We start from the raw sequence: 21,840 nt of genomic DNA, 5'->3' as shown, positions 1-21,840 counted from the left end.
ATGTCTACCGTTATCGTCCCGCCATCCGCGCAGCCCGAAGAAGCCTTCGCCACGCGGCTCGCCGAATCCGGCGTGCTGCCCGATGCCATCTTGCGCTACGGCATCCGTCGCCTGTGCGCGCAGCGCCTGCGCGATGAGCGCGGCAACGATGCCGATGCCAACGGCGAGCGCCAGCGCGCCTTCATCGACAGCCTGCGCGCCAGCGCGATCGCGATCGAAACCGATGCGGCCAATCGCCAGCATTACGAATTGCCGCCGCAGTTCTTCACCCTGTGCCTGGGCCGCCGGCTCAAGTACAGCAGCTGCTATTGGGACGCCACCACGCCCACTCTGGATGCCGCCGAAGAACGCATGCTGGCGCTGTACGGCGAACGCGCCGAGCTGGCCGATGGACAGCGCATCCTGGAATTAGGCTGCGGCTGGGGCTCGTTGACGCTGTGGATGGCCGAGCGCTATCCGAATGCCAGCATCACGGCAGTCTCCAACTCACGCCCGCAGCGCGCGCATATCCTTGAGCAGTGCCGCATCCGCGGGCTGGGCAACGTGCAGGTGATCACTGCCGACGTCAACGCGCTAACCCTGCCACCGGGCGACTTCGATCGCATGGTGTCAGTGGAAATGTTCGAGCACATGCGCAACTACCGCGAGTTGCTCGCGCGCGTCGGCAGCTGGCTGGCACCGGGCGGCAAGCTGTTCGTGCACATTTTTTGCCACCGCGATCTGGCCTACCCGTTCGAAGTGGCCGGCGAAGACAACTGGATGGGCCGGCACTTTTTCACCGGCGGGCTGATGCCGGCGGCCGATACCCTGCTGCATTTCCAGCAGGATGTGGTGATCGAACAACGCTGGGTGCTGTCAGGCGAGCATTACGAAAAGACCGCCAACGCTTGGCTGGAAAACCAGGACCGCCACCGCGACCAGATCATGCCGCTGTTGAAGCAGACCTACGGCGACGATGCGCAGCGTTGGTGGCAGCGCTGGCGGATGTTCTGGCTGGCCTGCGCGGAATTGTTCGGCTACGACCAGGGCCGCGAATGGGGTGTGGCGCATTACCGCTTCGTCAAGCGCTGAGTGCAGCGCCGGCAGTCGTTGCGAACATGACTGCCGGCCACCATGCACCGCGCGTGCGTACGTGCGCGCACTGCGATAACCGCGCAGCAGTCACTTGGTTGCGCTGAAGCGGTGCGTGCCATCGCGCGCCGCTTCAAGCGCCGCACCCGGTGGCGCGCTCAGCCCGCCGCAGCGGTCACCACGATTTCCACCTTCCACTCCGGCCGCGCCAACTTGGCTTCAACGGTGGCGCGGGCAGGCGTGAAGCCGTGCGGCACCCACTCGTCCCAGGCCTTGTTCATGCCATCGAAATCGGCGATGTCGGCGAGGAAGATTTCCGCACGCAGGATCTTGGTCTTGTCGCTGGCCGCCAGCGCCAGCAGCTTGTCGATCTCGCCCAGCACCTGGCGGGTCTGCCCGGTGATGTCCTGGCTGGTGTCCTCGGCAACCTGGCCGGCCAGGTAACACACGCCGGCATGGACGGTCATTTCGGACATACGCGGACCCGCATCGAATCGCTGCAGCATTTCAGGCTTCCTACGGTTGATTGACCCCTGCATTGTCCCGCGAATGCGGCAGACGTGCAGCCCCGTCGCGCTCGCAGCGCGCCAACACGGTGCCCGCGCGCACCATCCACACCACGATCAGTACGATGGCGATCTTCTGGCTGATGCCCAGAGGTGCGCTCGTCACCGTGACATGGAACAGCAACACCGCAAACGCGGCCCAGCCCAGCAGAAAGGCCGAAGGAAAGTGCGCACGCCACCGCACATCGCGTCGGAAGTACCACGACTGCAGCAACACCGCGGCAATCACGCACAGAAATGTCGTATCCGCCGACAGCACATGCACCATCGCCGCCGCCTCCGGTGCCAGCTCGGGCATCCAGCTGTCCCCGATCGAGACCATGCACAGCCCCACTGCGGCCATCCAGAACAAACCCAGCACGGTGCGGCTGCGCGCGGCCGGCGCCAATGCCGCATACAGGCCCAGCGCCAGCCACGCCATCGTGGCGGCCAACAGGCAGTAGGCGGTGCGCAGCAACAGGCCATACGGGCCGTGCAGATAGGCGCTCAGTTGCGCATCCACCCACCATAGATCGCCGCGCAGCCATTGCAGCACCAGCACCAGCCCGATGAAGACCATGCCCGCGGCCGCGGCGATGCGGCCGGCGGAGCCGCGCCAGCGCGGCGGCATGGCGCGCGCGTGGGGCGCAAACGTGGGGGAATCGGGTGGATTGCGCATCAGCAGCCTGTCTGCCTTCCAACTGTCATGGCGGTCCTGTCGTGTTCGTTCGGCACGCGTGTGCGGCTTTGCCCTATGATGCGCGCGGCCGGCCCGCACAGATACTGTGTCGGTACGATCGAACCACGCGTTCACCGGATGTCGGCACCTTCGCAACCACGCGGCATGCACCCTCAACCCGACCGGCCCATGCATTGCAAACGCGCGCGCGGCACATCTCGTGCATGCATCCATCTTCCCTTTCAGCAGATCCCGTTGCCCTCATGACGGATACCTCCACGTCCTCCGAAAGCTCCGCCAGCGGTTGGCGTCGCGCCCTGCCGGTCATCATCAGCCTGGCGATCCTGGCGATGGCCCTGCATGCGCTGTCGTCGCAGTTCACCGACCACGGCTATCGCCAGATCCGGCACGCGTTCCGTGAGCTGGGTGCGGGGCAGATCGCACTGACGCTGCTGCTCGGCTTGAGCAGCTACGCGTGCCTGGTCGGCTTCGACTGGGTGGGGCTCAAACGCACCGGCAAGCAGTTGCATCCGGCACGGGTGGGCATCACTGCCTTCATGGCGCATGCGGTCGGGCAGACTTTGGGCTTTGCCGCTCTCACCGGCGGCGCCGTGCGCCTGCGCGGCTACGGCAGCGTGGGCCTGACCCTGGCCGAGATCGGCCAGGTGGTGCTGATGAGCACACTTGGTTTCATCTTCGGGGCCTGGGTGCTGCTGGGTCTGGCATTGCTGCTGGAACCGGAAGCGGCCGCGCGCGCGTTGCCGATCACCGCGCAGGCCATCCGCATCGCCGGCATCGTCCTGCTGGTCGGCTACGGCGCCATGCTGGCGCTGGTCGGCAAACAGGGCCGCGAGTTCGGCATCCGCAGCCTCCGGTTCTGGTTACCGGACCGCACCACGGTACTGGGCGTCACCGCACTGAGCCTGGTGGAGCTGGGTCTGGCCGCGGCCGCGTTCTACGTGCTGCTGCCGCCGGACCCCGGTACCGGCTACTTCGGCTTCATCGGCATCTGGCTGGTGGCCGTGGTGGCCGGGCTGATCTCCACCGTGCCGGCCGGCCTGGGCGTGTTCGAGTGGAGCCTGCTCAAACTGCTGCCGCACGTGACCCCTGCCGCGGTCCTGGCGGCGGCGCTGGCTTACCGCGTCACGTATTACATCGTGCCGCTGCTGATCTCCGTGGCCATGGCGGCCGCCTCCGGGCTGCGCGCGCCGGTACGCGTAGGCGCCAGCACCGCGCGCACCGTGTGGAAGACCCTGCGCCCGTGGCTGCCGCAGATTCTGGCGTTGGCGGTGTTTGCGGTGGGTGCCGCGCTGGTGATCGACGGCACCCTGCCGACACCGCGCGCACGCCAGGAAGTGGCGCCGCTGCCGCTGATCGAAACCTCGCACCTGCTGGTCAGCCTGGGCGGCATGATGCTGTTGCTGATCGGCCAGGGCCTGCAGCGCCGCAGCCATGCGGCCTGGGTGCTGGCGCTGGGCGTGTGCCTGCTGCTGCCGCCATTGGCGCTGCTGCGCGGCAGCCATATCTCGGTGTCGTTGTCGGCGGCGCTGGCAGCAGTTGCGCTGTGGGCGGCACGGCGCGAGTTCTATCGCCAGGGCGCGCTGCTGGACGAAGCCTGGTCGTGGCGCTGGCTGAGCAACCTGGGCCTGGTGCTGGTGGCCACGTTCTGGCTGCTGTTCTTCGTCTACAGCCATGTCGAATACAGCAACGATCTGTGGTGGCAGTTCGCCACCTCGGCCAATGCGCCGCGCGCATTGCGCGCCGCGCTGATCCTGTGCGTGGGCGTGATCGTGTTCGGCATGGCGCGCCTGCTGCGTGGTGGGCGCAGGCCGATGCCGGCCGCCGATGCGCAGACGTTGCAGACGCTGGCACCGATCCTGGCCACCAGCACCGATACCCAGGCCTGCCTGGCGCTGACCGGCGACAAGGCGTTTTTGTTGGATGAGCAGCGCCGTGGCTTTGTGATGATGCAGCGCTATGGCGGCTCGCTGATTTCCATGGGCGACCCGGTCGGCCCGCCGGAGGTGGCGTGCGCGCTGATCTGGCGCTTCCGTGAAGAGGCCGACCACATGGGCCTGCGCCCGGTGTTCTACCAGGTCGGCGAACGGTACTGGCAGACCTATCTCGATATGGGCCTGACCCTGGTCAAGCTGGGCGAAGAGGCGATCGTGCCGCTGGAAGGTTTCACCCTGGAAGGCCGCGACCGCGCCGACCTGCGCCAGGCCTGGAACCGCGGCAAGCGCGGCGGCCTGAGCTTCCGCATGCTGCCGCCCGAACAGGTGGAGAAGGTATTGCCGCGCCTGGCCGAGGTGTCAGAACAATGGCTGGAAGAAAAATCCGGCGAAGAAAAAGGCTTCTCGCTGGGCAGCTTCGATCCGGATTACCTGCGTCGCTTCCCGGTGGCGGTGGCCGAGGCCGAAGGCCAGATCGTGGCCTTCGCCAATGTGTGGTGGGCACCGGCCGGCGGCGAACTCTCGGTGGACCTGATGCGGCACAGCGCGCAGGCACCGAAGGGCACCATGGACTTCCTGTTCATCGAGTTGTTCCTGTGGGGCCAGGCCAACGGCTACACGCGGTTCTCGCTGGGCATGGCGCCGTTGTCGGGCCTGGCCGAACATCGCCTGGCCGGGCGCTGGAACCGCTTCGCCAGCCTGGTCGCGCGGCACGGCGAGCGCTTCTACGGATTCAGCGGTCTGCGCCGCTTCAAGTCGAAGTTCGCCCCGACCTGGCGCCCGCGCTACCTGGTCGCCCCCGGCGGCATGCATCTGCCGGCCGCCTTGCTGGATGTCACCCGCCTGATCTCGGCCGATCCTGGGCGGCAGGAGTAAGGCCTGGTGGACGCTGGCGCCAGGCCTGCGGGTCTGGCGGCACTGGTTACTGCGGATGCCGGAAGCGCGGGCGCGCTCGGTTCCTGCAATGCTGGCCTGCCAGGAAACGGCCGCGAAACGTGAAGGCGCGGTGCCGCATTCGAGGGCGGGACCGTGCTCTGGCCTGGATCCGGCCAGAGCGCTTGCATGGATGGATTCACCCGCATCCCGACACCGGATGCGGCACCGCGGCCGCTCACCAACCTTGCGCATGTCGCTACGGACGCTTACACGCATGCCATCGCCGGCGGCGGAAAAGAATCGCTAGGGCGGAAAGCGCGGCAGCGGAATTGAATGATCGGACTTCTGTACATCGCCTTCGGCAGCGACGTACAGCGTCAAGACGCCGACATCCCTACGTCGGCGCGCGCATCAAAGCAACCGGTGTTGCGTCTTATTTCGACAGCGCGTGCAGCTGGTCCATGATCGTCTTGGCCAGGGTCGCGTAATCGCCCTTGAAATGGTGATCGCCCGGCAGTGCGACCCGCCTGGCCGCGTTTGCGGGCAGGTCCGGGCACAGCGCATCGCCGTCGTCCTGGCCGTAGATGCACACCGTCGTGCCGGCCGGCAGACGCTGTATCTCCGGCGCGATCGGCAGGCCCTCGTCGTCCGAGCCCAGCCAATTGCTGACATGGAATTCGTAGTCGGCCAGCTTGCCGACCGACAACAGCGCCGTCATGCGCAGGTTCTGCTTGGTCGCCGCCGGCAGTTTGTTGATGGCCGCCGGCAGCACGTCGGCGCCCTGCGAAAACCCGATCAAGACCACGCGCTGACGATCCCAGCGCTGCGCATAGATGCGGGCAATGCGATCCAGGTCGTCGGCAAAGCCTTGCGGCGTGCGCTCGGTCCAGAAGTAACGCAGCGAATCCAGGCCGACCACCGGAATGCCTTGCGCGGCGAGCGCGTCGGCCACCTCTTCGTCCAGGCCGGCCCAACCGCCATCGCCGGAGACGAAGATCACGAAGGTGTCGTCGTCGCTGTCGCCATCGGGCTTGGCCGGCAGTTCCACCACCGGCAGATCCGCCAGACCGCCCGGCGGCGGCGGCAAAGCCACGCCCTTCTGCTCGCCCAACGAGCGCACCGCAGCACGCAGGCCGGGCAGGATGTCGCCTTGCGCGGAGCGCCGGAAGGTTCGCGCCTGCGGCACCTGTTTGAGGAAACCCTCCTCGGTGGCCGCGGGGCAGCGTTTGTCCTGGCTGGCGGCCAGCACCCACGGAATCTGCAGCGGCACCGGCAACAGGGTATTGGTGCCCGGGCTGACACCCGGCTGGCAGATCGCCTGATTAGACACGGTGGCCGGGCACAGCCCGTCGGTCAGCACGCCGGCCAGCACATGCGACTTGGATTGCGCAGCGATCGCGTAGGCCAGCGCCGCGCCCTCGCCATCGCCCACCAGCAGCGGCAGGCGGTAGGTGGGAATGTGGTAGAAGGCCTGCATGTAGCGCGAGAAGTTTTCCACGTCGCCAACCGAGAACGTGCAGGTGCCGCCGGCCTTGCGCAGCACCGCGTACAGATGCGCGGTATCCACCACCGCCACCATCGCACCGTCGGCGCGCAGGCTTTCTGCCTGGGCCTGGCGCTTGGCGGCATTGCCGGCACCGGCCAGCCAGATCACCACCCGTTGCGGCTCGCCCTTTGGCATCAGCACCGGCACCTGCTCGAAACGGCCATGGCTGACCGGTCCCGGCGCCTGCGCGGCGACCATGCCCGACAGCGTCAACATCGCCGCGCCGCAGAGCGCGCTCCATATTTCAAGTCGTCGCATGTCGCACCATCGGGAAAAGTGGTTCAAAGATAATCGTTCCGGACCGCAGCGCGAAGCGCGGGACAGCGCTCATTGGGCTTCGGGGCGGCTGGGCAACGGCTGGCGCGCCTCCCACGCGGCCAGGGCCTGGCGGTAACGCGTCAGCTCCTCGGCATACAGATCGTGCACGCACAGCGGGCAGCCGCTCTCGCAACATTCGTTGGGCGCAGGCGGCTGCGGGGCGATCGGGCGTGGGTCGGGGCTGGAAGCAGCGCTGTCGTGCATGCGGGCATTGTAGCGTGCGCATCGGACTCAGCCGGGCATGCAGCCGGGCCAGGGCATGGCCGCTCAGCGCCCCAGCGGCCGGCGCAGATTGGCGCGCGCCGCGGCGTCGTGATGGGTATGGAAGTAGTCGCTCAGGAAGATGCGCGGCTGCTTGAGCACACCGGCCAGGAACCGGCGGCGATTGAGCCGGAACAGCACGCTGGGCACGTGCCCGCGATACTCCTCGGCGATGGCCCGATCGTAGGCATCGAACACCGCTGCGGGCGCGGCCAGGATCGCCATGTCGCAGTCCAGGAACAGCGCGGCGTCTTCATCCACGTCCTGCGGCAGCACGTGCCCATGCCGGGCCGTGAGCAGGATCAGCGCCTGCACCCGCTCGACGTCCACCTGCGCCTGCGGCCACCAGCGCGGGATGGATTCGGCCGCCATCCGTGCCGATTGCGCTTCATTGTCGCTGCGTCCGGGCTGATACACCGCATCGTGGAACAGCACCGCCAGCCAGACCTCCACCGGCTGGCGCCAGCCCGGCCCGGCGGCGACCTCTGCGTAGTGCTGCAGCACCGCGCGGACATGGCCGAAGTGGTGGTAAGCGCGCGGCGGCGTGGCATAGGCCTGTTCGAGCGCGGCCAGGTGGTCGGCGTGCAATGGCAATGGCGTGAGGATGTCCATGCCGCAGGCTACCGCGTACGCGTGGTCATGCCCATCAGCGCAGCGACCAGCGGCCTTCGATCTGGTAGCGCGACTGGCCGAGAAAGCTGCGCACCAACGCGAACTCGCGCACGGTCCAGGCAAGCGCATCGCAGCGCCGCTGCGGCACCGCCTGATTGCAGTACAGCAGCGTCATGTGCGGCGTGTATTGCGCGTCGCCGGCAATGCCGACATGCGCCAGCTGCTTTCCCAACGCGCCTTGCAGCTCGTAAAGCCCGCGCACCTGCTCTTCGCCACGCAGCACGCAGGGAAGCTGCGAGCGCCTGCCACCGAAGGTGCCGACGCGATCGAACTCCACCTCGAACGCGCCCATCTGCACGCGCGTCGCGGCCTGGCTGGCGCGGCTCACCAACGAGGGCGGCAGGCCACCGGCGTAATCGCCCAGATGATGCAGGGTCACATGCAGCCGTTCGCGCGCAAGCGGCTTGCCTTCGGCGTGCCCGCCTTGCAACAGGCTGTCGGCGATCCGCGCTGCATGCTCGGCGGTGGGCGCATCGGCCATCACCGCGAAAAACAAACGTTCGGTGGTCTTCTCTTCTCCAAGCCCGAGCGACAACTGCGCCTCGGCCGACGACAGGTACAGGAACTGTTGCTTCATGGGTGGATGCCACGACCGCGCAACGCGCGCCTGCCTGAAGAAGGGCGGCGGATACTAGCAGACCCGACGCGCACCGAATATGCCGAATTGCAGGATGCGGATGTGGAACCGTTCCGCATTGCGTGGAACTGCGATTGCGGCATTGGCCAGGCACGCGCGCCGTGCCACGACACAAAAAGAAACGGGCAGCCTGCGCTGCCCGTTTCCGCCTTTATCGTCTTACCCCAGAGCTGCATCGGTTCGGTGACGATGCACTTCGGTTCTGCACTCGATTTATGCAGCGCTCTTCATCGCATGCTTGCGGTTACGCATGACGTCATGGCAAGCGCGCACTTCCGGCAGCAGGCGCAGCGCGGCTTCGCGTGCAGCGGCCGGGGTGTCCTGGTCGGCGATGGTCTGATCGAACGCCTTCAACAGACGGTCTTCGGACTCTTCCAGCTCGGCCACATAGCCGTACTTGGTGTCGCCCAGGGTTGCACGAACCTTGCCGTAAAACTGCTGCATGCTGCCCACCATGGTGCCGTGCTGTTCCGGCGTTCCACCGGCGGCGGTGACCACACTGCTCAGGCTGCTGACGATGTCGGTCTTGACGCCGGCAATGCGAAGGAACAGCGTCGCCAGCTCTGCGTCGCCCACCTTGGCCGCGGCTTCTTCGTAGAAGTCCTTGCCGTCGCGCGAGATGGCGATAAGGTCGTTGAGGCTATGCTCGGTTTTGCTCTGAATGCTCATGTGTGGCTCCTTGTTGGAATGGGCCGACGCTGCGCGGTGCGATGACTGCGCATGCGGCGGAAGGTGAGTCAATCGATGGATCGATTGCATTGCCGTCGCGTTGTGTACGGCCTGATCCTCGCCCCGCCTGCATAATCGATATGTGAGCGATACGGGCGTCTTCCTCACGCCGCCGTGCAGGCGATGAATTGCAATTCATCCATGCCAACAGCAGGTCAAGATCACTTCGGCTGGCGACTGGCCCACATGTTGTCGACCAGGTTCGGATACGGCCGTCCCGCTTCTTCGGCACGCTGCTTGGCCGCTGCCTTTTGCGCGTCGGTCAATGGCGTCGACTTCGCCTTGCCCTTGGGATTGACGCGCTTCCATGGCGGTGGAGTGAATTCGGTCATGGCACTGTTCGGTCCGCTTGATTGGGCGCCAAGTCTCGCCTCTACCATGTGAGATGGCTGTGGCGATGCCATGGTCCGCGGATAGCCGCATCGCGACGCAAGTGGCTGCCGCGTGGCGAACGTTGCCGCGAGCGCTTGCCCGTTGCGGCACCGACCACTCAGCAGTTCGTCAACACCGTGCGCTGCTGATGACGCTCCTGCCACACCGCCGCCGCATAGACCAGCAACCCACCGAGCGCGGTGGCCGCGCCGACATAGCCGGTGGAGGTCCAACCCCAGCCTGCCGTGATCGCCATGCCGCCCAGCCAGGGGCCCAATGCATTGGCCGTATTGAACGCTGCATGGTTGGAGGCTGCGGCCAGGGTCTGCGCTTCTGCTGCCACGTCCATCAAACGCGTCTGCAAGGCAGGCGCCAACGCCCCCATGGTGCCGACCGCCACGATCGAGACGAACACCCACACGTCTGACAGCGCTGCCAGCGGAAACGTCAACATCACCACCATCGACCACAGCAGCAACACCGGCACCGCGCGGAACTGCATGCGGTCGAACAACCAACCGCCCAGGATGCTGCCCAGCACCCCGCCCACGCCGAATGCCACCATCGCCAACGGGATATGCGCTGCGGTCACGCCGGTCACCGCAGTCAAGGTCGGCGCAAGGTAACTGAAGACGCAGAACATGCCGGAAAAACCCACCGCCCCGATCGCCAATGCCAGCCACACCTGCGGCTGATTGAACGCGCGCAATTCACGCAGCGGCTGCTGGCGCGGCTCTTCCGGCTGCGGCGGCAACAGGATCGCCACAGCGGCGACCGTGCCCAGCGCAATCACCGACACCGACGCATAGGCCCAGCGCCAGCTCACGATTTGCCCCAGCCAGGTTGCCAGCGGGTTGCCCACCAGCAGCGCAACGCTCAACCCCAACAAGACCCGCCCCACTGCAGTGGCACGTTGATTGGGCGGGCTGATCGATGCAGCCACCAGCGACGCAACGCCGAAGTAGGCGCCGTGCGGCAGCCCGGCAATAAAGCGGCACAGCAGCATGGCGTGGTAGCTCGGCGCCAATGCGCTGGCCACGTTGCCCAGCGCATAGAACACCATCAGCAGCAGCAACAAGGTGCGCCGCGGCCAGCGCGCGCCCAGGATCGCCAGCAAGGGCGCACCAACCACCACGCCCAATGCATACGCGCTGATGACGTGACCGACCTGCGGTTCGGTGATCTGCAAGCCCTGCGCAATCTGCGTCATCAGGCCCATGGTGGAAAATTCGCTGATGCCGATCGCGAAGCCGCCCATCGCCAGCGCAAGCAGGATCAGCACGTAATCGCGCCGGGACACGCGTGACGAGGAAAAAGCGGTATCGGTCATGCCCGACTCCAGGAATGGCGGGGCGGCCTATTATTGTGCAATGCAGCAGAGCAGGAAAGCGCGAGCCCACGGCCGGTTCAGCCCCAGCGCCCACTCCATCACAGTTACAGCGCATCCGACGCGACAGGGACGCTGTGTCCTATCTGCATCGCTCGAATCTGCTCGAGTCCGCCACCATCGCTGCTGGGCACCGCGATCGGCGCGGCGTCGCGCCTGGCGCGTGATCAATTTCGACTGGCTGCTGATGTCCAAATCCACTCAATCCCCCTTGTTCTCGCCGGTGCGCCTGGGCGCACTGGATCTTGCCAACCGCGTGATCATGGCCCCGCTGACGCGCAACCGCGCCGGCGCCGGCCAGGTGCCCTCGCCGCTCGCCGCCGAGTATTACGGCCAGCGCGCCACCGCCGGCCTGATCGTGGCCGAAGGCACCCAGATCAGTCCGCTGGGCCAGGGCTACCTCGATACGCCCGGCATCTACACCAAGGAACAAATCGAGGGCTGGCGCGCCGTGACCGATGAAGTGCATCGCCGCGGTGGCAAGATCGTGCTGCAGCTGTGGCACGTCGGCCGTGTCTCGCACACCAGTGTGCTGCCGCCGGGCGAAGTGCCGGTTGCGCCCAGCGCCATTCGCGCCGAAGGCAAGACCTTCACCAAGAACGGATTCGAGGACGTGTCCGAGCCGCGCGCGCTGGCACTGGAAGAAATCCCCGGCTTGATCGAGGACTACCGCATCGCGGCGCGCAACGCGCTCGATGCCGGCTTCGACGGCGTGGAAGTGCATGCGGCCAACGGCTACCTGCTTGACCAGTTCCTGCGCGACAGCGCCAACCAGCGCACCGACGCCTACGGTGGCGATATCGAAAACCGCACCCGCCTGCTTGCCGAAGTGGTACAGGCGATTGCCGATGAAATCGGCGCCGAACGCACCGGCGTGCGCTTGTCGCCGGTGACCCCGGTGTACGGCGCGCACGACTCCGACCCGCAGCCGCTGTTCGAACGTGCGGTCGAGCGCCTGAACCTGATCGGCGGGCTGGCCTTCGTGCACGTGATCGAAGGTGCCACCGGCGGTCCGCGCGACAACATCGCCTTGGACTACGCCGCGCTGCGCGCCAAGTTCGACGGCGCCTGGATCGCCAACAACGGCTACGACCGCAGCATGTCCGAACACGCCATCAGCAGCGGCTACGCCGATGCGATCGCCTACGGACGCCCGTTCATCGCCAACCCGGACCTGGTGCGCCGGCTGCGCGAGAACGCGCCGCTGGCCGAGATCGATCAGGCAACGATGTACGGCGGCGGTGCCAAGGGCTACACCGATTACCCCGCATTGCCGGAGTGATCGCCTGATCAGCACCTGACCACGCGACCGCACCTGCCAACTGGCATGGTGCGGTCGCCTGGGTAACGCCGATGCGCTGCGTGCCGGCTGGTGGCCGATAAGCAACTGCCGGTCTTGCAGGTGCGCCGCTGCCTATGCGGCCCGACAGCCAGGGTTTGGTGGTGGAAATGCCGCCACCTCATCCCGGGATGCACCGTCACGACCAGGTCGATTGCTGGACGGCTGCCGCGAACTCAGCGGCGCGCCGCCGATCCGCTTCGTCGCCGGGATGGGTTTGAATGCGACCTGCGGCAATCCGGGTGACAAGGTGGATGTACTCGACGAAATCGGCATTGCCGGCGCGCGTGCCGGGGCTGGCGCGGAAGGTGATCTCAGCAGCGTGCGCGGCGGCATGTTGTCGCGCATGCGACAGAGCTGCATGGTGGCAGCGGTGTATCCGCGCGACTAGCCCAACCGGCTTTCAGCGCCCATCCGCAAGTGCAACACCCAGTCGAGTGGCATAGCGCACCGCAAGCGTTTCAGTGCGCGATGTCGCTCTAGCTGGTATTGCGTCAGCGCACGCACGCGCGCTCCTAGATAAGCTAGCTGGTGCTTCGCGCATTAGGCCTTGCGCAGGAAACAGGTCTTCAACACCAGGCCCTTGATCTTTTCCGAGTTGCCCTCGATGTGCTCGGCATCGTCTTCGACCAGGCGAATATTGCGGATCACCGTGCCCTGCTTGAGCGGAATCGAAGAGCCCTTGACCTTGAGATCCTTGATCACGGTGACCGTGTCGCCGGCCTGCAGCACGTTGCCGTTGCTGTCGCGCACCACCGTCGTGTCTGCCGCGGCTTCGCCCGCGCTCCATTCGAAGCCGCAGTCGGCGCAGATCGACATCGCGCCATCGGCATAGGTGTTGTCCAGTCCGCATTGCGGACAGGCGGGGACGGTAGGCATGCAATTCCTTGATCGAAGCGGGCGTGGATTGTAGCCGCCCGGGTGCGCGATCACGCACCCGGCACGGCGATGGCGCGATAGTGCAGCGCTTGTCGAATACCCCGTAGGTCGCGCGTGTCCCATCAGCCAGTGTCCCCTTCCCCGCGCACAACCCCGCCCTCCCCTCGCCCCGAACAGGGCGACGCAGGCCGCGACAACGGCCCAGGCAAGACCAAGGGGTCGCACGTGGTGGTGTACGTGGCACTGGCGGGCAATCTGGCCATTGCCGTGGCCAAGTTCATCGCCGCCGGCATCTCCGGCAGCTCGGCCATGCTCAGCGAAGGCGTGCATTCGCTGGTGGACACCGTCAACGAAGTGCTGCTGTTGTATGGCTTGCGCCGCGCCGCACAGCCGCCCACCCCGACCCATCCGTTCGGTTATGGGCGCGAGCTGTATTTCTGGAGTTTCATCGTCGCCCTGCTGGTCTTTGCGATGGGTGCAGGCGTGTCGCTGTACGAAGGCATCGTGCATTTACGCAACCCCGAGCCGGCCAGGAGCCATCTGATTGCCTACTGCGTGCTCGGCGTATCGATCGTGTTCGAAGGCATTTCGTGGGTGGTGGCGGTACGCGAATTTCGCTCCAAGAAAGGCCGCATGGGCTATTTCCAGGCATTTCGCCAGAGCAAGGACCCCACCACCTTCACCGTATTGCTGGAAGACAGCGCCGCATTGATCGGCCTGCTGATGGCGCTGCTCGGCCTGGCCGGTGCGCAATTTTTCGACATGCCCGAACTCGACGGCATTGCTTCGATCGGCATCGCCGGGGTACTGGCATTTACCGCGTTCCTGCTGGCGCGCGAAACCAAGGGCCTGCTGATCGGCGAGCCGGCGCATGCGCATGTCACCGACTCGCTGCTGCGCATCGCCGCCAGCGATCCGGACGTGCGTGCGGCCAACGGCGTGCTCACCATGCAGATGGGCCCCAACCAGGTGGTGGCCGCGTTGAGCGCCGAGTTCGAAGACAGTCGCACCACACCGCAGATCGAGGCCTGCGTCGGACGGATCGAAGCCGCTGCCAAGCAGCAACATCCCGAACTCACCGCCCTGTTCATCAAGCCGCAGACCCCGGAAACCTGGCGTGCACGGCGTGCGCAGATCGAGAGCGGCGCAGAGCCGGACTAAGGGGAGACCCGAAGCGTGCGGTATGCAGATGTCGGGATGGACATGCCTGTCGGTCGCTGCGGGGTTGCGCGTGTCGTTCTAACCAAGCGCCATTGCCGAACTCGCCGATCGCGCTGAGGACGGTCGGCCCGACCCACACCCCGCTTCAATCCGCTGACGCAGCCGGCGTGAGCCTGGTCATGGCGTTGTGCCGCCAAGCTGATCCCCGCCTCAACCGCAAACCCGGCTGCGGTTGCATGATCCGGTGCGATTGCCTACGGTGTGCGTGCGGCATCTCTTCGCATCGTGAATCAGCCGATGCATTCCCCTCGATCACCCGTCATGGAGGTTTCCAATGGAAATCAGCCAAGGTCGCGTTGCGACCATTCACTACACCCTTTCCGACGACAACGGCCAAGTGCTGGACCGCTCCACGCCCGACACCCCGCTGAGTTATCTGCATGGCGCCGGCAACATCGTGCCCGGCCTGGAGCAGGCACTGGAAGGCAAGCAGCTGGGCGATACGCTCACCGCCGACGTCGTGCCCGAACAAGGCTATGGCCCGCGTCATGCGCAGCTCATCCAGCAGGTGCCCCGCGATGCGTTTCCGACCGATGTGGAGGTGGTCCCCGGCGTGCAGTTCGAAGCGCGCACGCAGCAGGGCCCGGTCCTGGTCACAGTGACCGAGGTTGGCCCTGACCAGGTCACCGTGGACGGCAACCACCCACTGGCTGGGCAAACGTTGCACTTTGCGGTCGAGGTGGTGGCAGTGCGCGAGGCCACCACGCAGGAATTGAACGACGGTCACGTGGCCGAGCTGGCAGCCTGACCGGAGCGCGCGCCGCACCCGCGTGGCTGCGGCGCGGCCAGTGCCCGACACAACGCCTGTGTTCGGCCACTGGCATCACCGACGCTGCCGGTCTCGACGGCAGGCGCGGCAGGCGTAGTAAAGTGCGCGGCCAGCTCTCCAGGCCTGTCTGCATGAAACTCGGCATCGACTTCGGTACCAGCAACTCCGCCGCGGCGGCAATCGTCGATGGGCAGGTGGTGCCGGTGCGCTTCGGCGAGGCCTTGCAGTTCCGCACCACCGTGTATTTTCCCGAGACCATGCGCGACCCCGACGATTTCAGCCTGACGCCGGCGCTGGAGTACGAGGTGGAGCGGCTCATCGACTCGGGCCGCCGCGATGCATTGGCCGCCGGCCGCACTCCCAACAACGACAGCCTGCGCCGCGACGCGATCCGCATCGTGCGGCGGCAGTGGATGGAAGAGCAGGTACGCGAGCCACGCAGTTCCGCTGCCCTGCTGCAGAACGCCGTTTACGGCGATGAAGCGCTGGATGCGTATTTTCTCGAAGGCGAAGGCAGCCTGGTGCAGAGCCCCAAGTCGATGCTGGGCTACAACCTGCATCCGCGCGCGCGCCAGACCATTACCGGCATCGCGACCCATGTGCTGGAACACATCCGGCTGACTGCCTCGCGCCAGTTCGACCTCAACATCCGTCATGCCACCCTGGGCCGGCCGGTGCAATTCCGCAGTTCGATCGGCGAGGCCGGCAATGCGCAGGCGCTGGAGATCCTGCAGACCGCCGCGATCGCCGCCGGTTTCGACAATGTGGACTTTCTCGAAGAACCTGCAGCGGCCGCGATGCATTACCACGTCAGCCACGACAGCCGCCACGACACCGTGGTGGTGGATATCGGCGGCGGCACCACCGACATTGCCCATGCCAGCGTCGGTGGCAGCGCTGCGCCGCAGGTACACCGTGCCTGGGGAATTGCGCGTGGCGGTACCGATATCGACCTGGCGCTGAGCCTGGCGGCCTACATGCCACTGTTCGGCCGCGGCATCACCCGCGTGCCCACCCACCATTACGTGGAGGCGGCGATGGTGCAGGACATGACGCGACAGCGCGAATTTCGCCTGCACAAGTACCAGGACGTGCCCGCCCCCTTCGACAAGCGCCTGCAGGCCCTGCAGGACACCGGCAACACTGCGCGCCTGTATCGCGGCGTGGAAGCCTGCAAGATCGCGCTCAGCGAGGCGGATCGGCACCAGGCCGCGCTCGACTTCATCGAGCGCGGCCTGGGCGTGGACGTGCAGGCCGAGGCATTGGTTGCGTCCGCTTCCAGCTATCTCGGCGAATTGGCGAGCCTGCTGGCACAGGTGCGCGCCGACATGGCCGCCGCACCGACGACGGTGTTCCTAACCGGCGGCATGTCGCGGGCGGGCTACATCCGCGAGACCGTGGCCGCCGCGTTCCCCGAATCGCGCCTTGTGCATGGCGATCCGTCATTCGGTGTGGTCCAGGGCTTGGCCTGGGCCGCCGCACAGGCCCACTCGTCGGGCGATTAACACGCGCTGCCACCTCATCCCTTAGAATATGCGGTTGCTGCTCGACGCCCAGCCGTCTTGCCTGCAATGGCACGCACACCGTGCCACCGCAATGGCGCACCGAACGCCGTCGCACTCTCGACACCGCTTCCGCGCGCGCCACCCTAGCCGCACGCGGTGTCACCGCACTTCCCCGCTACAGGAGGCCACATGGCACGTCCCGCGACCAAGCAGAAATCCCAGCCCAGCATCGCTCGCAGCGAAGGCAAGTCGCAGCCGCTCAGTCGTGAGCGCATCGCTGCGGACATCGCCGCGTTCCGCAAGACCGGCGGCCGGATCGAAGTGCTCACCACCAACTTCGGCCCGGCGCGCAATGACGGCGACAAAACCGCCTGACGCAGCCAACACCGCTGCAGGTTGCAGTGCATGGTGCCGCGAAGTTGGATTGTTGTATCGACATGCCACCGCAAGGTGGCATGTCTGTTTCTGGGGTACGTCGCTGTCATGCAGACGCATCACGCAGGAACGTAACTCCATGCGAGGTCGTGTCGCTTGTGGCGACGACCTGCGCAATGACTTCGCACAGGCTGCCGATGCGCGGCAACCGAACGCTGCGGGGCGTTGGCGCCTTGCGCCGCATCCGCGCAAACACCCCAGGCGTGTACCTGCCGACTCCACCTGCATGCGCATGTGGGCATGCACGCATTGAACGCGTGCAATCTGCGGCACGTCTACGTGCGCAGACGCGCATGCATTCACGCTGCACACCGACAGCGCAGAGTTGGCCCGCTACAATGAATGCCCCTTTCTATCCTGCACGCTGAGATGTCTGCCGCCGATGCGTTGCCCGCCATGATCCGCAGCCTGTTGCCCCATTGGAATCCCGAATGGCTGGCGATTGCGGTGCCGACGGTCAAGATCGTGCTGATTCTGGCAGTTGCCGCGCTGGTCCGCCTGCTGCTCCGGCAATTGCTGCGGCGGCTGTGCACGCGTTACAGCGTGCCGGCCGAAATGATGATCGGTATCCGCCGCGTCGGCAGTTTCGTCATTTCGGTCAGTGCCTTGCTGATGGTGCTGCGGGTCGTCGGCGTCTCGGGTGGCACCTTGTGGACCGCATTCACCGGGTTCGCAGCCGTCGGCGCAGTGGCCTTCTTCGCTGCATGGAGCGTGCTGTCCAATATTTTCTGCACGTTCCTGATCATCACCACGCGGCCATTTCGCCTGCACGATCACATCGAGGTACTCGAAGGCGGCGACAAGCCCGGCTTGAAGGGACGTGTGATCGATATCAACGTGATCTACACCACGCTGGAAGAAACCGGCGAGCGTACCGGTAGCGTACTGCAAGTCCCCAACAGCCTGTTTTTCCAGCGTACGACGCGTCGCTGGCGCGAGACCGGCAGCTTCAACGCCAACTAGGCGCAAGGCGAAGACGCGTGACGGTGGCGAGCTCGCCAGTGGCAGAACGCAAACACGGCAGCGTCGGCAAGCGGCACCCTTCGGCGACCACGGCAGGCTCCACCGCAGCGTTGGCTTGCGATAGCGGCGCCGGATGCCGTGAGCGCGGTCGCGACTGCATCGCGGGCATGGCCCATCAACCTCAGCGCAGCTGGCTGTCTCAACGCAGCTGACTGTCCTTGCTGCCGCGACGGTTGTAGCCGCTTTGCGTGGCCTGCTCCTGGTCGTGCGCCTCTTGGCAATTCACGCACAAATGCACGCCGGGCACTGCCTTGCGACGCGCCTCGGGAATCGGTGCGTCGCACTCTTCGCAGTGCGTCAGACTCGGCCCTTGATGCAGCTGACTCCGTGCGCGCTTGATCGCATCGTCGACAGTGGCATCGATCTGGTCCTGTACCGCTCCATCACCCGCCCATCCGGTCGCCATGGTCGCTCACCTCGCTGGTCTGGACACACATATGGTCATTCGCGCAGGCAAATCCAAGCCGCACGTGCACAGTACGCTCAAGCTGGTTGAACTAGCATCAAATCACCGCCACCGGCCGCACGCGCGGCAGTGAGCAGGCACTCCGCCACCCGCATCCACGAAGGAACAGCAATGGAACAGCCCGTCCACCCGTTTTCCGAACTCTTCGCCCAGCTTGGCCTGCCGGCCGACGAAGCCAGCATTCGCAGCTTCATTGCCGAGCATTCCCCGCTGCCGGGCGATATGCGCCTGGAAGAAGCGCCGTTCTGGACGCCTGCCCAATCCCAACTATTGCGTGAAGAACGCCTCGACGATGCCGACTGGATCGTGACCATCGATCAACTCAACATCGCCCTGCATACCACTGCCGACGATACCGGCGTTTAAGGCAGACGTGCGCTCGCGCACCACGCTTGAGGTCGCCTGCAGCCGACATGCTTGCCAGCGCTTCGGTAAAAAAAGAGCGGCCATTGGCCGCTCTTTTGCTTCACAGGCAGGACAGCGGGCCGCAACGCGCGTGCCCGGCTGTGCAATCTGCGTCAGGTCACTTTCTTGGCAATCGTCATGCCCAGCACGAACAGCACGATGGCGATGATGATGCCCGCCCAGAACAGGAACTTGGCGATCCCCATCGCCGCGCCGGCCATGCCGCCGAAGCCCAGCGCACCGGCGATCAAGCCGATGATTGCGAAAATGATGGCCCACTTGATCATGATGTTGTCTCCTCATCGGCACCGTGCCGTTGTTCGATCGTGTGCTTGCGGCGCAGCGCCACAAGACATGCATTGCACGCTACCTATTCGAATGTGCCGCACTCGTGAATACGCCTGACACACGCTGCAATACATGCGGTGCATTCAGAGAACAGGCACCGCTTCCACGCAGGCGGGCGCGCTCGTGGAGACATCATCACAGCAGCGCGCGGGGCCGTCCGTACACGACCGAACACCACATCCGCATCGCATCGTGCAAAGCGCACTGAGCGCAACAGATGCACGCGCCTGCCACATCGACTCTCAGCGCGCATGCGCGCCCGGTGCGTAGTCACGCACCTGCACGCGTGGATTGGTCAGTAGCCGACACATCGGCGATCATGCGTGCTTGCCCGCGACAGATCGCCATGGACACTCTTCGCTACCTCACCGGCTACCCGCCCGCCGTCCTGGATCAGGTGCGTGAGCTGATCGCGCAGGACAAGCTCGCCACCGTGCTGGCGCGGCGTTACCCGGACCGGCACGCAATCCGCACCGATCGCCATCTCTACGAGTACGTCAAGGCGATGAAGGAGCGCTACATGCGCTCATCGCCGACCCTGCACAAGGCGATGTACGACAATCATCTGCATGTGGTCAAACACGCCCTGGGCACGCATACGGCGGTCTCCCGCGTGCACGGCGGCCGCCTGAAGGCCAGTCGCGAGATCCGCATCGCATCGGTGTTTCGCGACGCGCCGGAACCGTTCTTGCAGATGATCGTGGCACACGAACTGGCGCACCTGAAGGAGGCCGATCACAACAAGGCCTTTTACCAGCTCTGCAACCACATGACCCCGGACTATCACCAGCTGGAATTCGATTTGCGCCTGTATCTGACGCAATTGGCCCTGTCTGCCGATCGCTGAGCATGCAGGACGTGCAACCCGGCGTGGCTGACCGAACCGCTGCGCTCACCGACAGGCGGGCGCGCACGCCGCCGCTACCCTGGATCGCCAGTCCCACTCGTACACTCTCGTACACTGCAGTTCCGAGCGCGCCGCCAACCTGCGCCTGACGACCGCTCGCTACGGGGCGTTGGCCACTTTAGGATGCGCGCATGCAGCCCTCCTCTCTTGCAGACCTCACCCGCGCCGCGCAACGCCAGCAACCCGGCGCGATCAACGCGCTGGCCCAGGCGCTGGTGCGAGCCGGCCAACCGGAACAAGCGCTGTCCTGGTATTCGCGCAGCGCGGCCGCCGGCGATGCGCTGGCGCAGGTCGAAGCCGGGCGCATGCGGGCCTATGGCGTCGGTTGCGAGGCGGACGTCGGTCAGGCGCGGGCGTACTGGGAGCTGGCCGAGCGGCAGGGCACTGCGGCAGCAGGCTATCTGCTGGCGACCCTGGCGGTGGGAGAGCAGCCGCTGGCCCTGGCCGGCACTGCGCAGGATCGACTGCAGTCGGCAGCCGCTGCCGACTACCCGCCAGCGCTACGCGCCATCGCCATCCAGCACGGCCGTGTGGCGCATCCGGAGCGGCAACGGCAGTGCGTGGCCTTGCTGGAACGCGCGGCGGCAGGCGGCGATGCGGTGTCGGCCGCCCTGTTGGCCGAGCGCCTGCTGCGTGGCGAAGGCGTGCCGCCCCAGCCCGATGCCGCTGCACAGCTCATGCAGCAGCTGCAGCCCCTGGGCATGACCGCGCTACCGGCAGTGGACGTCGCGCCGCCAGACCCCGCAGACGACACCGCCGATCACCGCATCGCATTCGCGCCGCGTGTTGGCCCGGTGCGACGCCACACAGCCCCACGCATCGAAGAATATGCCGCAGTCCTGTCGGCCGACGAATGCCGCTTGCTCATGCTGCTGGCGCGACCGCATCTGCGTGCCTCGAAGGTGATCGATCCCAACGATGCCAGCACCCAGCGCGCGCCGGTCCGCACCAGCCGCGGTGCGACATTGGACCCTATCATCGAGGACTTCGCCGCGCGTGCCGCACAGGCGCGGTTGGCGGCCTGCGCGCAGCTCCCGCTCGCCCACGCAGAACCGCTCTCGGTGTTGTGCTACGCACCGGGCGAGCAGTACCGCGCGCACCGCGACTACCTGCCGCCCGGAACGATCGCCGCCGACCGTCCCACCGCCGGCAACCGCCAGCGCACCGTCTGCGTCTATCTCAACGACGTCGGCGCCGGTGGCGATACCGAATTTCCGGTCGCCGGCGTTCGCGTACGGCCACGTCCCGGCACACTGGTCTGCTTCGACAACCTGCATGCCGATGGCCGCCCGGACGCCGATTCGCTGCACGCCGGCCTGCCGGTCACCGCAGGCAGCAAATGGCTGGGGACGCTGTGGTTCCGCCAGCAACGCTACCGGGATTGGTGAACAGATTCATACACAACCCCCTGCCGACGTGGTTTAAAATGTTGCAGCGCGACGTGATCGGACAGGATCTGCAAACGTCGCGTTTTTTGTTTCCCACGGCACGGGTGCAC

24 protein-coding genes are annotated in these 21,840 nt (G+C 66.0%); 12 read left to right on the top strand and 12 right to left on the bottom strand.

Translation table 11 applies throughout. The annotated features are described in order from the left end of the window. Complete coding sequence (locus ACCQ00_RS07130) at positions 1-1,071, top strand: SAM-dependent methyltransferase (RefSeq protein ID WP_039574897.1); 1,071 nt, start codon at positions 1-3, stop codon at positions 1,069-1,071. 158 nt (positions 1,072-1,229) lie between these two features. Here ACCQ00_RS07130 and ACCQ00_RS07125 read toward each other — a convergent pair whose 3' ends face one another. Together ACCQ00_RS07125 and ACCQ00_RS07120 are read right to left on the bottom strand one after the other, a co-directional pair. After that, on the bottom strand, positions 1,230-1,577 hold the full coding sequence (locus ACCQ00_RS07125; protein WP_039574896.1) for a RidA family protein: 348 nt from the start codon (positions 1,575-1,577) through the stop codon (positions 1,230-1,232). 10 nt (positions 1,578-1,587) lie between these two features. After that, positions 1,588-2,466: a DUF998 domain-containing protein gene (locus ACCQ00_RS07120; RefSeq protein ID WP_306316034.1), complete on the bottom strand. Its 879-nt coding sequence runs from the start codon at positions 2,464-2,466 to the stop codon at positions 1,588-1,590. Between the two features lie 92 nt (positions 2,467-2,558). On the opposite strand from ACCQ00_RS07120, the gene mprF reads away from it, so the two are divergent. After that, positions 2,559-5,123, top strand: coding sequence for a bifunctional lysylphosphatidylglycerol flippase/synthetase MprF (mprF, locus tag ACCQ00_RS07115; protein WP_039574892.1), 2,565 nt, complete (start codon positions 2,559-2,561; stop codon positions 5,121-5,123). A gap of 433 nt (positions 5,124-5,556) precedes the next feature. Here the strand turns inward: mprF and ACCQ00_RS07110 are convergent, their stop codons facing one another. From ACCQ00_RS07110 to ACCQ00_RS07080, 7 genes are all read right to left on the bottom strand, one after another. Continuing rightward, positions 5,557-6,927, bottom strand: coding sequence for a virulence factor family protein (locus tag ACCQ00_RS07110; protein WP_039574890.1), 1,371 nt, complete (start codon positions 6,925-6,927; stop codon positions 5,557-5,559). A 69-nt stretch (positions 6,928-6,996) separates the two neighbouring features. Then, positions 6,997-7,191, bottom strand: a complete 195-nt coding sequence (locus ACCQ00_RS07105) for an oxidoreductase-like domain-containing protein (RefSeq protein ID WP_017155644.1) — start codon at positions 7,189-7,191, stop codon at positions 6,997-6,999. Between the two features lie 63 nt (positions 7,192-7,254). Next, the gene (locus ACCQ00_RS07100; protein ID WP_039574887.1) at positions 7,255-7,860 is read right to left on the bottom strand and encodes an HD domain-containing protein; all 606 of its coding nucleotides are present in this window, start codon (positions 7,858-7,860) and stop codon (positions 7,255-7,257) included. 34 nt (positions 7,861-7,894) lie between these two features. Further along, positions 7,895-8,497 (bottom strand): RNA 2',3'-cyclic phosphodiesterase, encoded by a 603-nt coding sequence (thpR, locus tag ACCQ00_RS07095; protein WP_039574885.1) that lies wholly within the window; start codon positions 8,495-8,497, stop codon positions 7,895-7,897. 273 nt (positions 8,498-8,770) lie between these two features. Continuing rightward, positions 8,771-9,226 carry a PA2169 family four-helix-bundle protein gene (locus ACCQ00_RS07090; protein WP_039574883.1) on the bottom strand — a complete coding sequence of 152 codons (456 nt, stop codon included), beginning with the start codon at positions 9,224-9,226 and terminating at the stop codon, positions 8,771-8,773. A 221-nt stretch (positions 9,227-9,447) separates the two neighbouring features. Further along, positions 9,448-9,618, bottom strand: coding sequence for a hypothetical protein (locus tag ACCQ00_RS07085; protein ID WP_017155640.1), 171 nt, complete (start codon positions 9,616-9,618; stop codon positions 9,448-9,450). A gap of 158 nt (positions 9,619-9,776) precedes the next feature. After that, on the bottom strand, positions 9,777-10,988 hold the full coding sequence (locus ACCQ00_RS07080) for an MFS transporter (RefSeq protein WP_039574881.1): 1,212 nt from the start codon (positions 10,986-10,988) through the stop codon (positions 9,777-9,779). A 220-nt stretch (positions 10,989-11,208) separates the two neighbouring features. On the opposite strand from ACCQ00_RS07080, the gene ACCQ00_RS07075 reads away from it, so the two are divergent. Beyond that, positions 11,209-12,327 (top strand): alkene reductase, encoded by a 1,119-nt coding sequence (locus tag ACCQ00_RS07075; RefSeq protein WP_372354096.1) that lies wholly within the window; start codon positions 11,209-11,211, stop codon positions 12,325-12,327. A gap of 211 nt (positions 12,328-12,538) precedes the next feature. Beyond that, the gene (locus ACCQ00_RS07070; protein WP_039574877.1) at positions 12,539-12,775 is read left to right on the top strand and encodes a hypothetical protein; all 237 of its coding nucleotides are present in this window, start codon (positions 12,539-12,541) and stop codon (positions 12,773-12,775) included. Between the two features lie 152 nt (positions 12,776-12,927). Here the strand turns inward: ACCQ00_RS07070 and ACCQ00_RS07065 are convergent, their stop codons facing one another. Continuing rightward, entirely contained in the window at positions 12,928-13,263 is a 336-nt protein-coding gene (locus tag ACCQ00_RS07065; RefSeq protein WP_017155636.1) for a zinc ribbon domain-containing protein YjdM, read from the bottom strand. A gap of 114 nt (positions 13,264-13,377) precedes the next feature. Here ACCQ00_RS07065 and ACCQ00_RS07060 point away from each other — a divergent pair, with 114 nt between their 5' ends. The 5 genes from ACCQ00_RS07060 (at position 13,378) to ACCQ00_RS07040 (ending at position 18,156) form a co-directional block, all read left to right on the top strand. Then, positions 13,378-14,424, top strand: a complete 1,047-nt coding sequence (locus ACCQ00_RS07060) for a cation diffusion facilitator family transporter (protein WP_372354095.1) — start codon at positions 13,378-13,380, stop codon at positions 14,422-14,424. 334 nt (positions 14,425-14,758) lie between these two features. Beyond that, the gene (locus ACCQ00_RS07055; protein ID WP_017155634.1) at positions 14,759-15,232 is read left to right on the top strand and encodes an FKBP-type peptidyl-prolyl cis-trans isomerase; all 474 of its coding nucleotides are present in this window, start codon (positions 14,759-14,761) and stop codon (positions 15,230-15,232) included. A 152-nt stretch (positions 15,233-15,384) separates the two neighbouring features. After that, positions 15,385-16,758 carry an Hsp70 family protein gene (locus ACCQ00_RS07050; protein ID WP_039568397.1) on the top strand — a complete coding sequence of 458 codons (1,374 nt, stop codon included), beginning with the start codon at positions 15,385-15,387 and terminating at the stop codon, positions 16,756-16,758. A 189-nt stretch (positions 16,759-16,947) separates the two neighbouring features. Next, positions 16,948-17,133: a hypothetical protein gene (locus tag ACCQ00_RS07045; RefSeq protein ID WP_017155632.1), complete on the top strand. Its 186-nt coding sequence runs from the start codon at positions 16,948-16,950 to the stop codon at positions 17,131-17,133. 429 nt (positions 17,134-17,562) lie between these two features. Beyond that, on the top strand, positions 17,563-18,156 hold the full coding sequence (locus tag ACCQ00_RS07040) for a mechanosensitive ion channel family protein (RefSeq protein ID WP_039568394.1): 594 nt from the start codon (positions 17,563-17,565) through the stop codon (positions 18,154-18,156). Between the two features lie 199 nt (positions 18,157-18,355). Here ACCQ00_RS07040 and ACCQ00_RS07035 read toward each other — a convergent pair whose 3' ends face one another. After that, positions 18,356-18,622 (bottom strand): DksA/TraR family C4-type zinc finger protein, encoded by a 267-nt coding sequence (locus tag ACCQ00_RS07035; protein ID WP_039568392.1) that lies wholly within the window; start codon positions 18,620-18,622, stop codon positions 18,356-18,358. Between the two features lie 171 nt (positions 18,623-18,793). Here ACCQ00_RS07035 and ACCQ00_RS07030 point away from each other — a divergent pair, with 171 nt between their 5' ends. Further along, positions 18,794-19,048: a DUF2789 domain-containing protein gene (locus ACCQ00_RS07030; RefSeq protein ID WP_017155628.1), complete on the top strand. Its 255-nt coding sequence runs from the start codon at positions 18,794-18,796 to the stop codon at positions 19,046-19,048. 152 nt (positions 19,049-19,200) lie between these two features. Here the strand turns inward: ACCQ00_RS07030 and ACCQ00_RS07025 are convergent, their stop codons facing one another. After that, positions 19,201-19,374 carry a DUF1328 domain-containing protein gene (locus tag ACCQ00_RS07025; RefSeq protein WP_003489471.1) on the bottom strand — a complete coding sequence of 58 codons (174 nt, stop codon included), beginning with the start codon at positions 19,372-19,374 and terminating at the stop codon, positions 19,201-19,203. Positions 19,375-19,754: 380 nt separating this feature from the next. Here ACCQ00_RS07025 and ACCQ00_RS07020 point away from each other — a divergent pair, with 380 nt between their 5' ends. Beyond that, the gene (locus tag ACCQ00_RS07020) at positions 19,755-20,282 is read left to right on the top strand and encodes a M48 family metallopeptidase (protein WP_033478454.1); all 528 of its coding nucleotides are present in this window, start codon (positions 19,755-19,757) and stop codon (positions 20,280-20,282) included. A 191-nt stretch (positions 20,283-20,473) separates the two neighbouring features. Beyond that, the gene (locus ACCQ00_RS07015; RefSeq protein WP_039568389.1) at positions 20,474-21,730 is read left to right on the top strand and encodes a 2OG-Fe(II) oxygenase; all 1,257 of its coding nucleotides are present in this window, start codon (positions 20,474-20,476) and stop codon (positions 21,728-21,730) included. Positions 21,731-21,840: the final 110 nt, after the last annotated feature.

The organism is Xanthomonas sp. NCPPB 3761 (assembly GCF_041475705.2).
In the GTDB taxonomy this organism is placed as follows: domain Bacteria; phylum Pseudomonadota; class Gammaproteobacteria; order Xanthomonadales; family Xanthomonadaceae; genus Xanthomonas; species Xanthomonas phaseoli.
The sequence above is the reverse complement of the archived record's forward strand: the minus strand, read 5'-3'. Positions and strand labels throughout refer to the sequence as shown.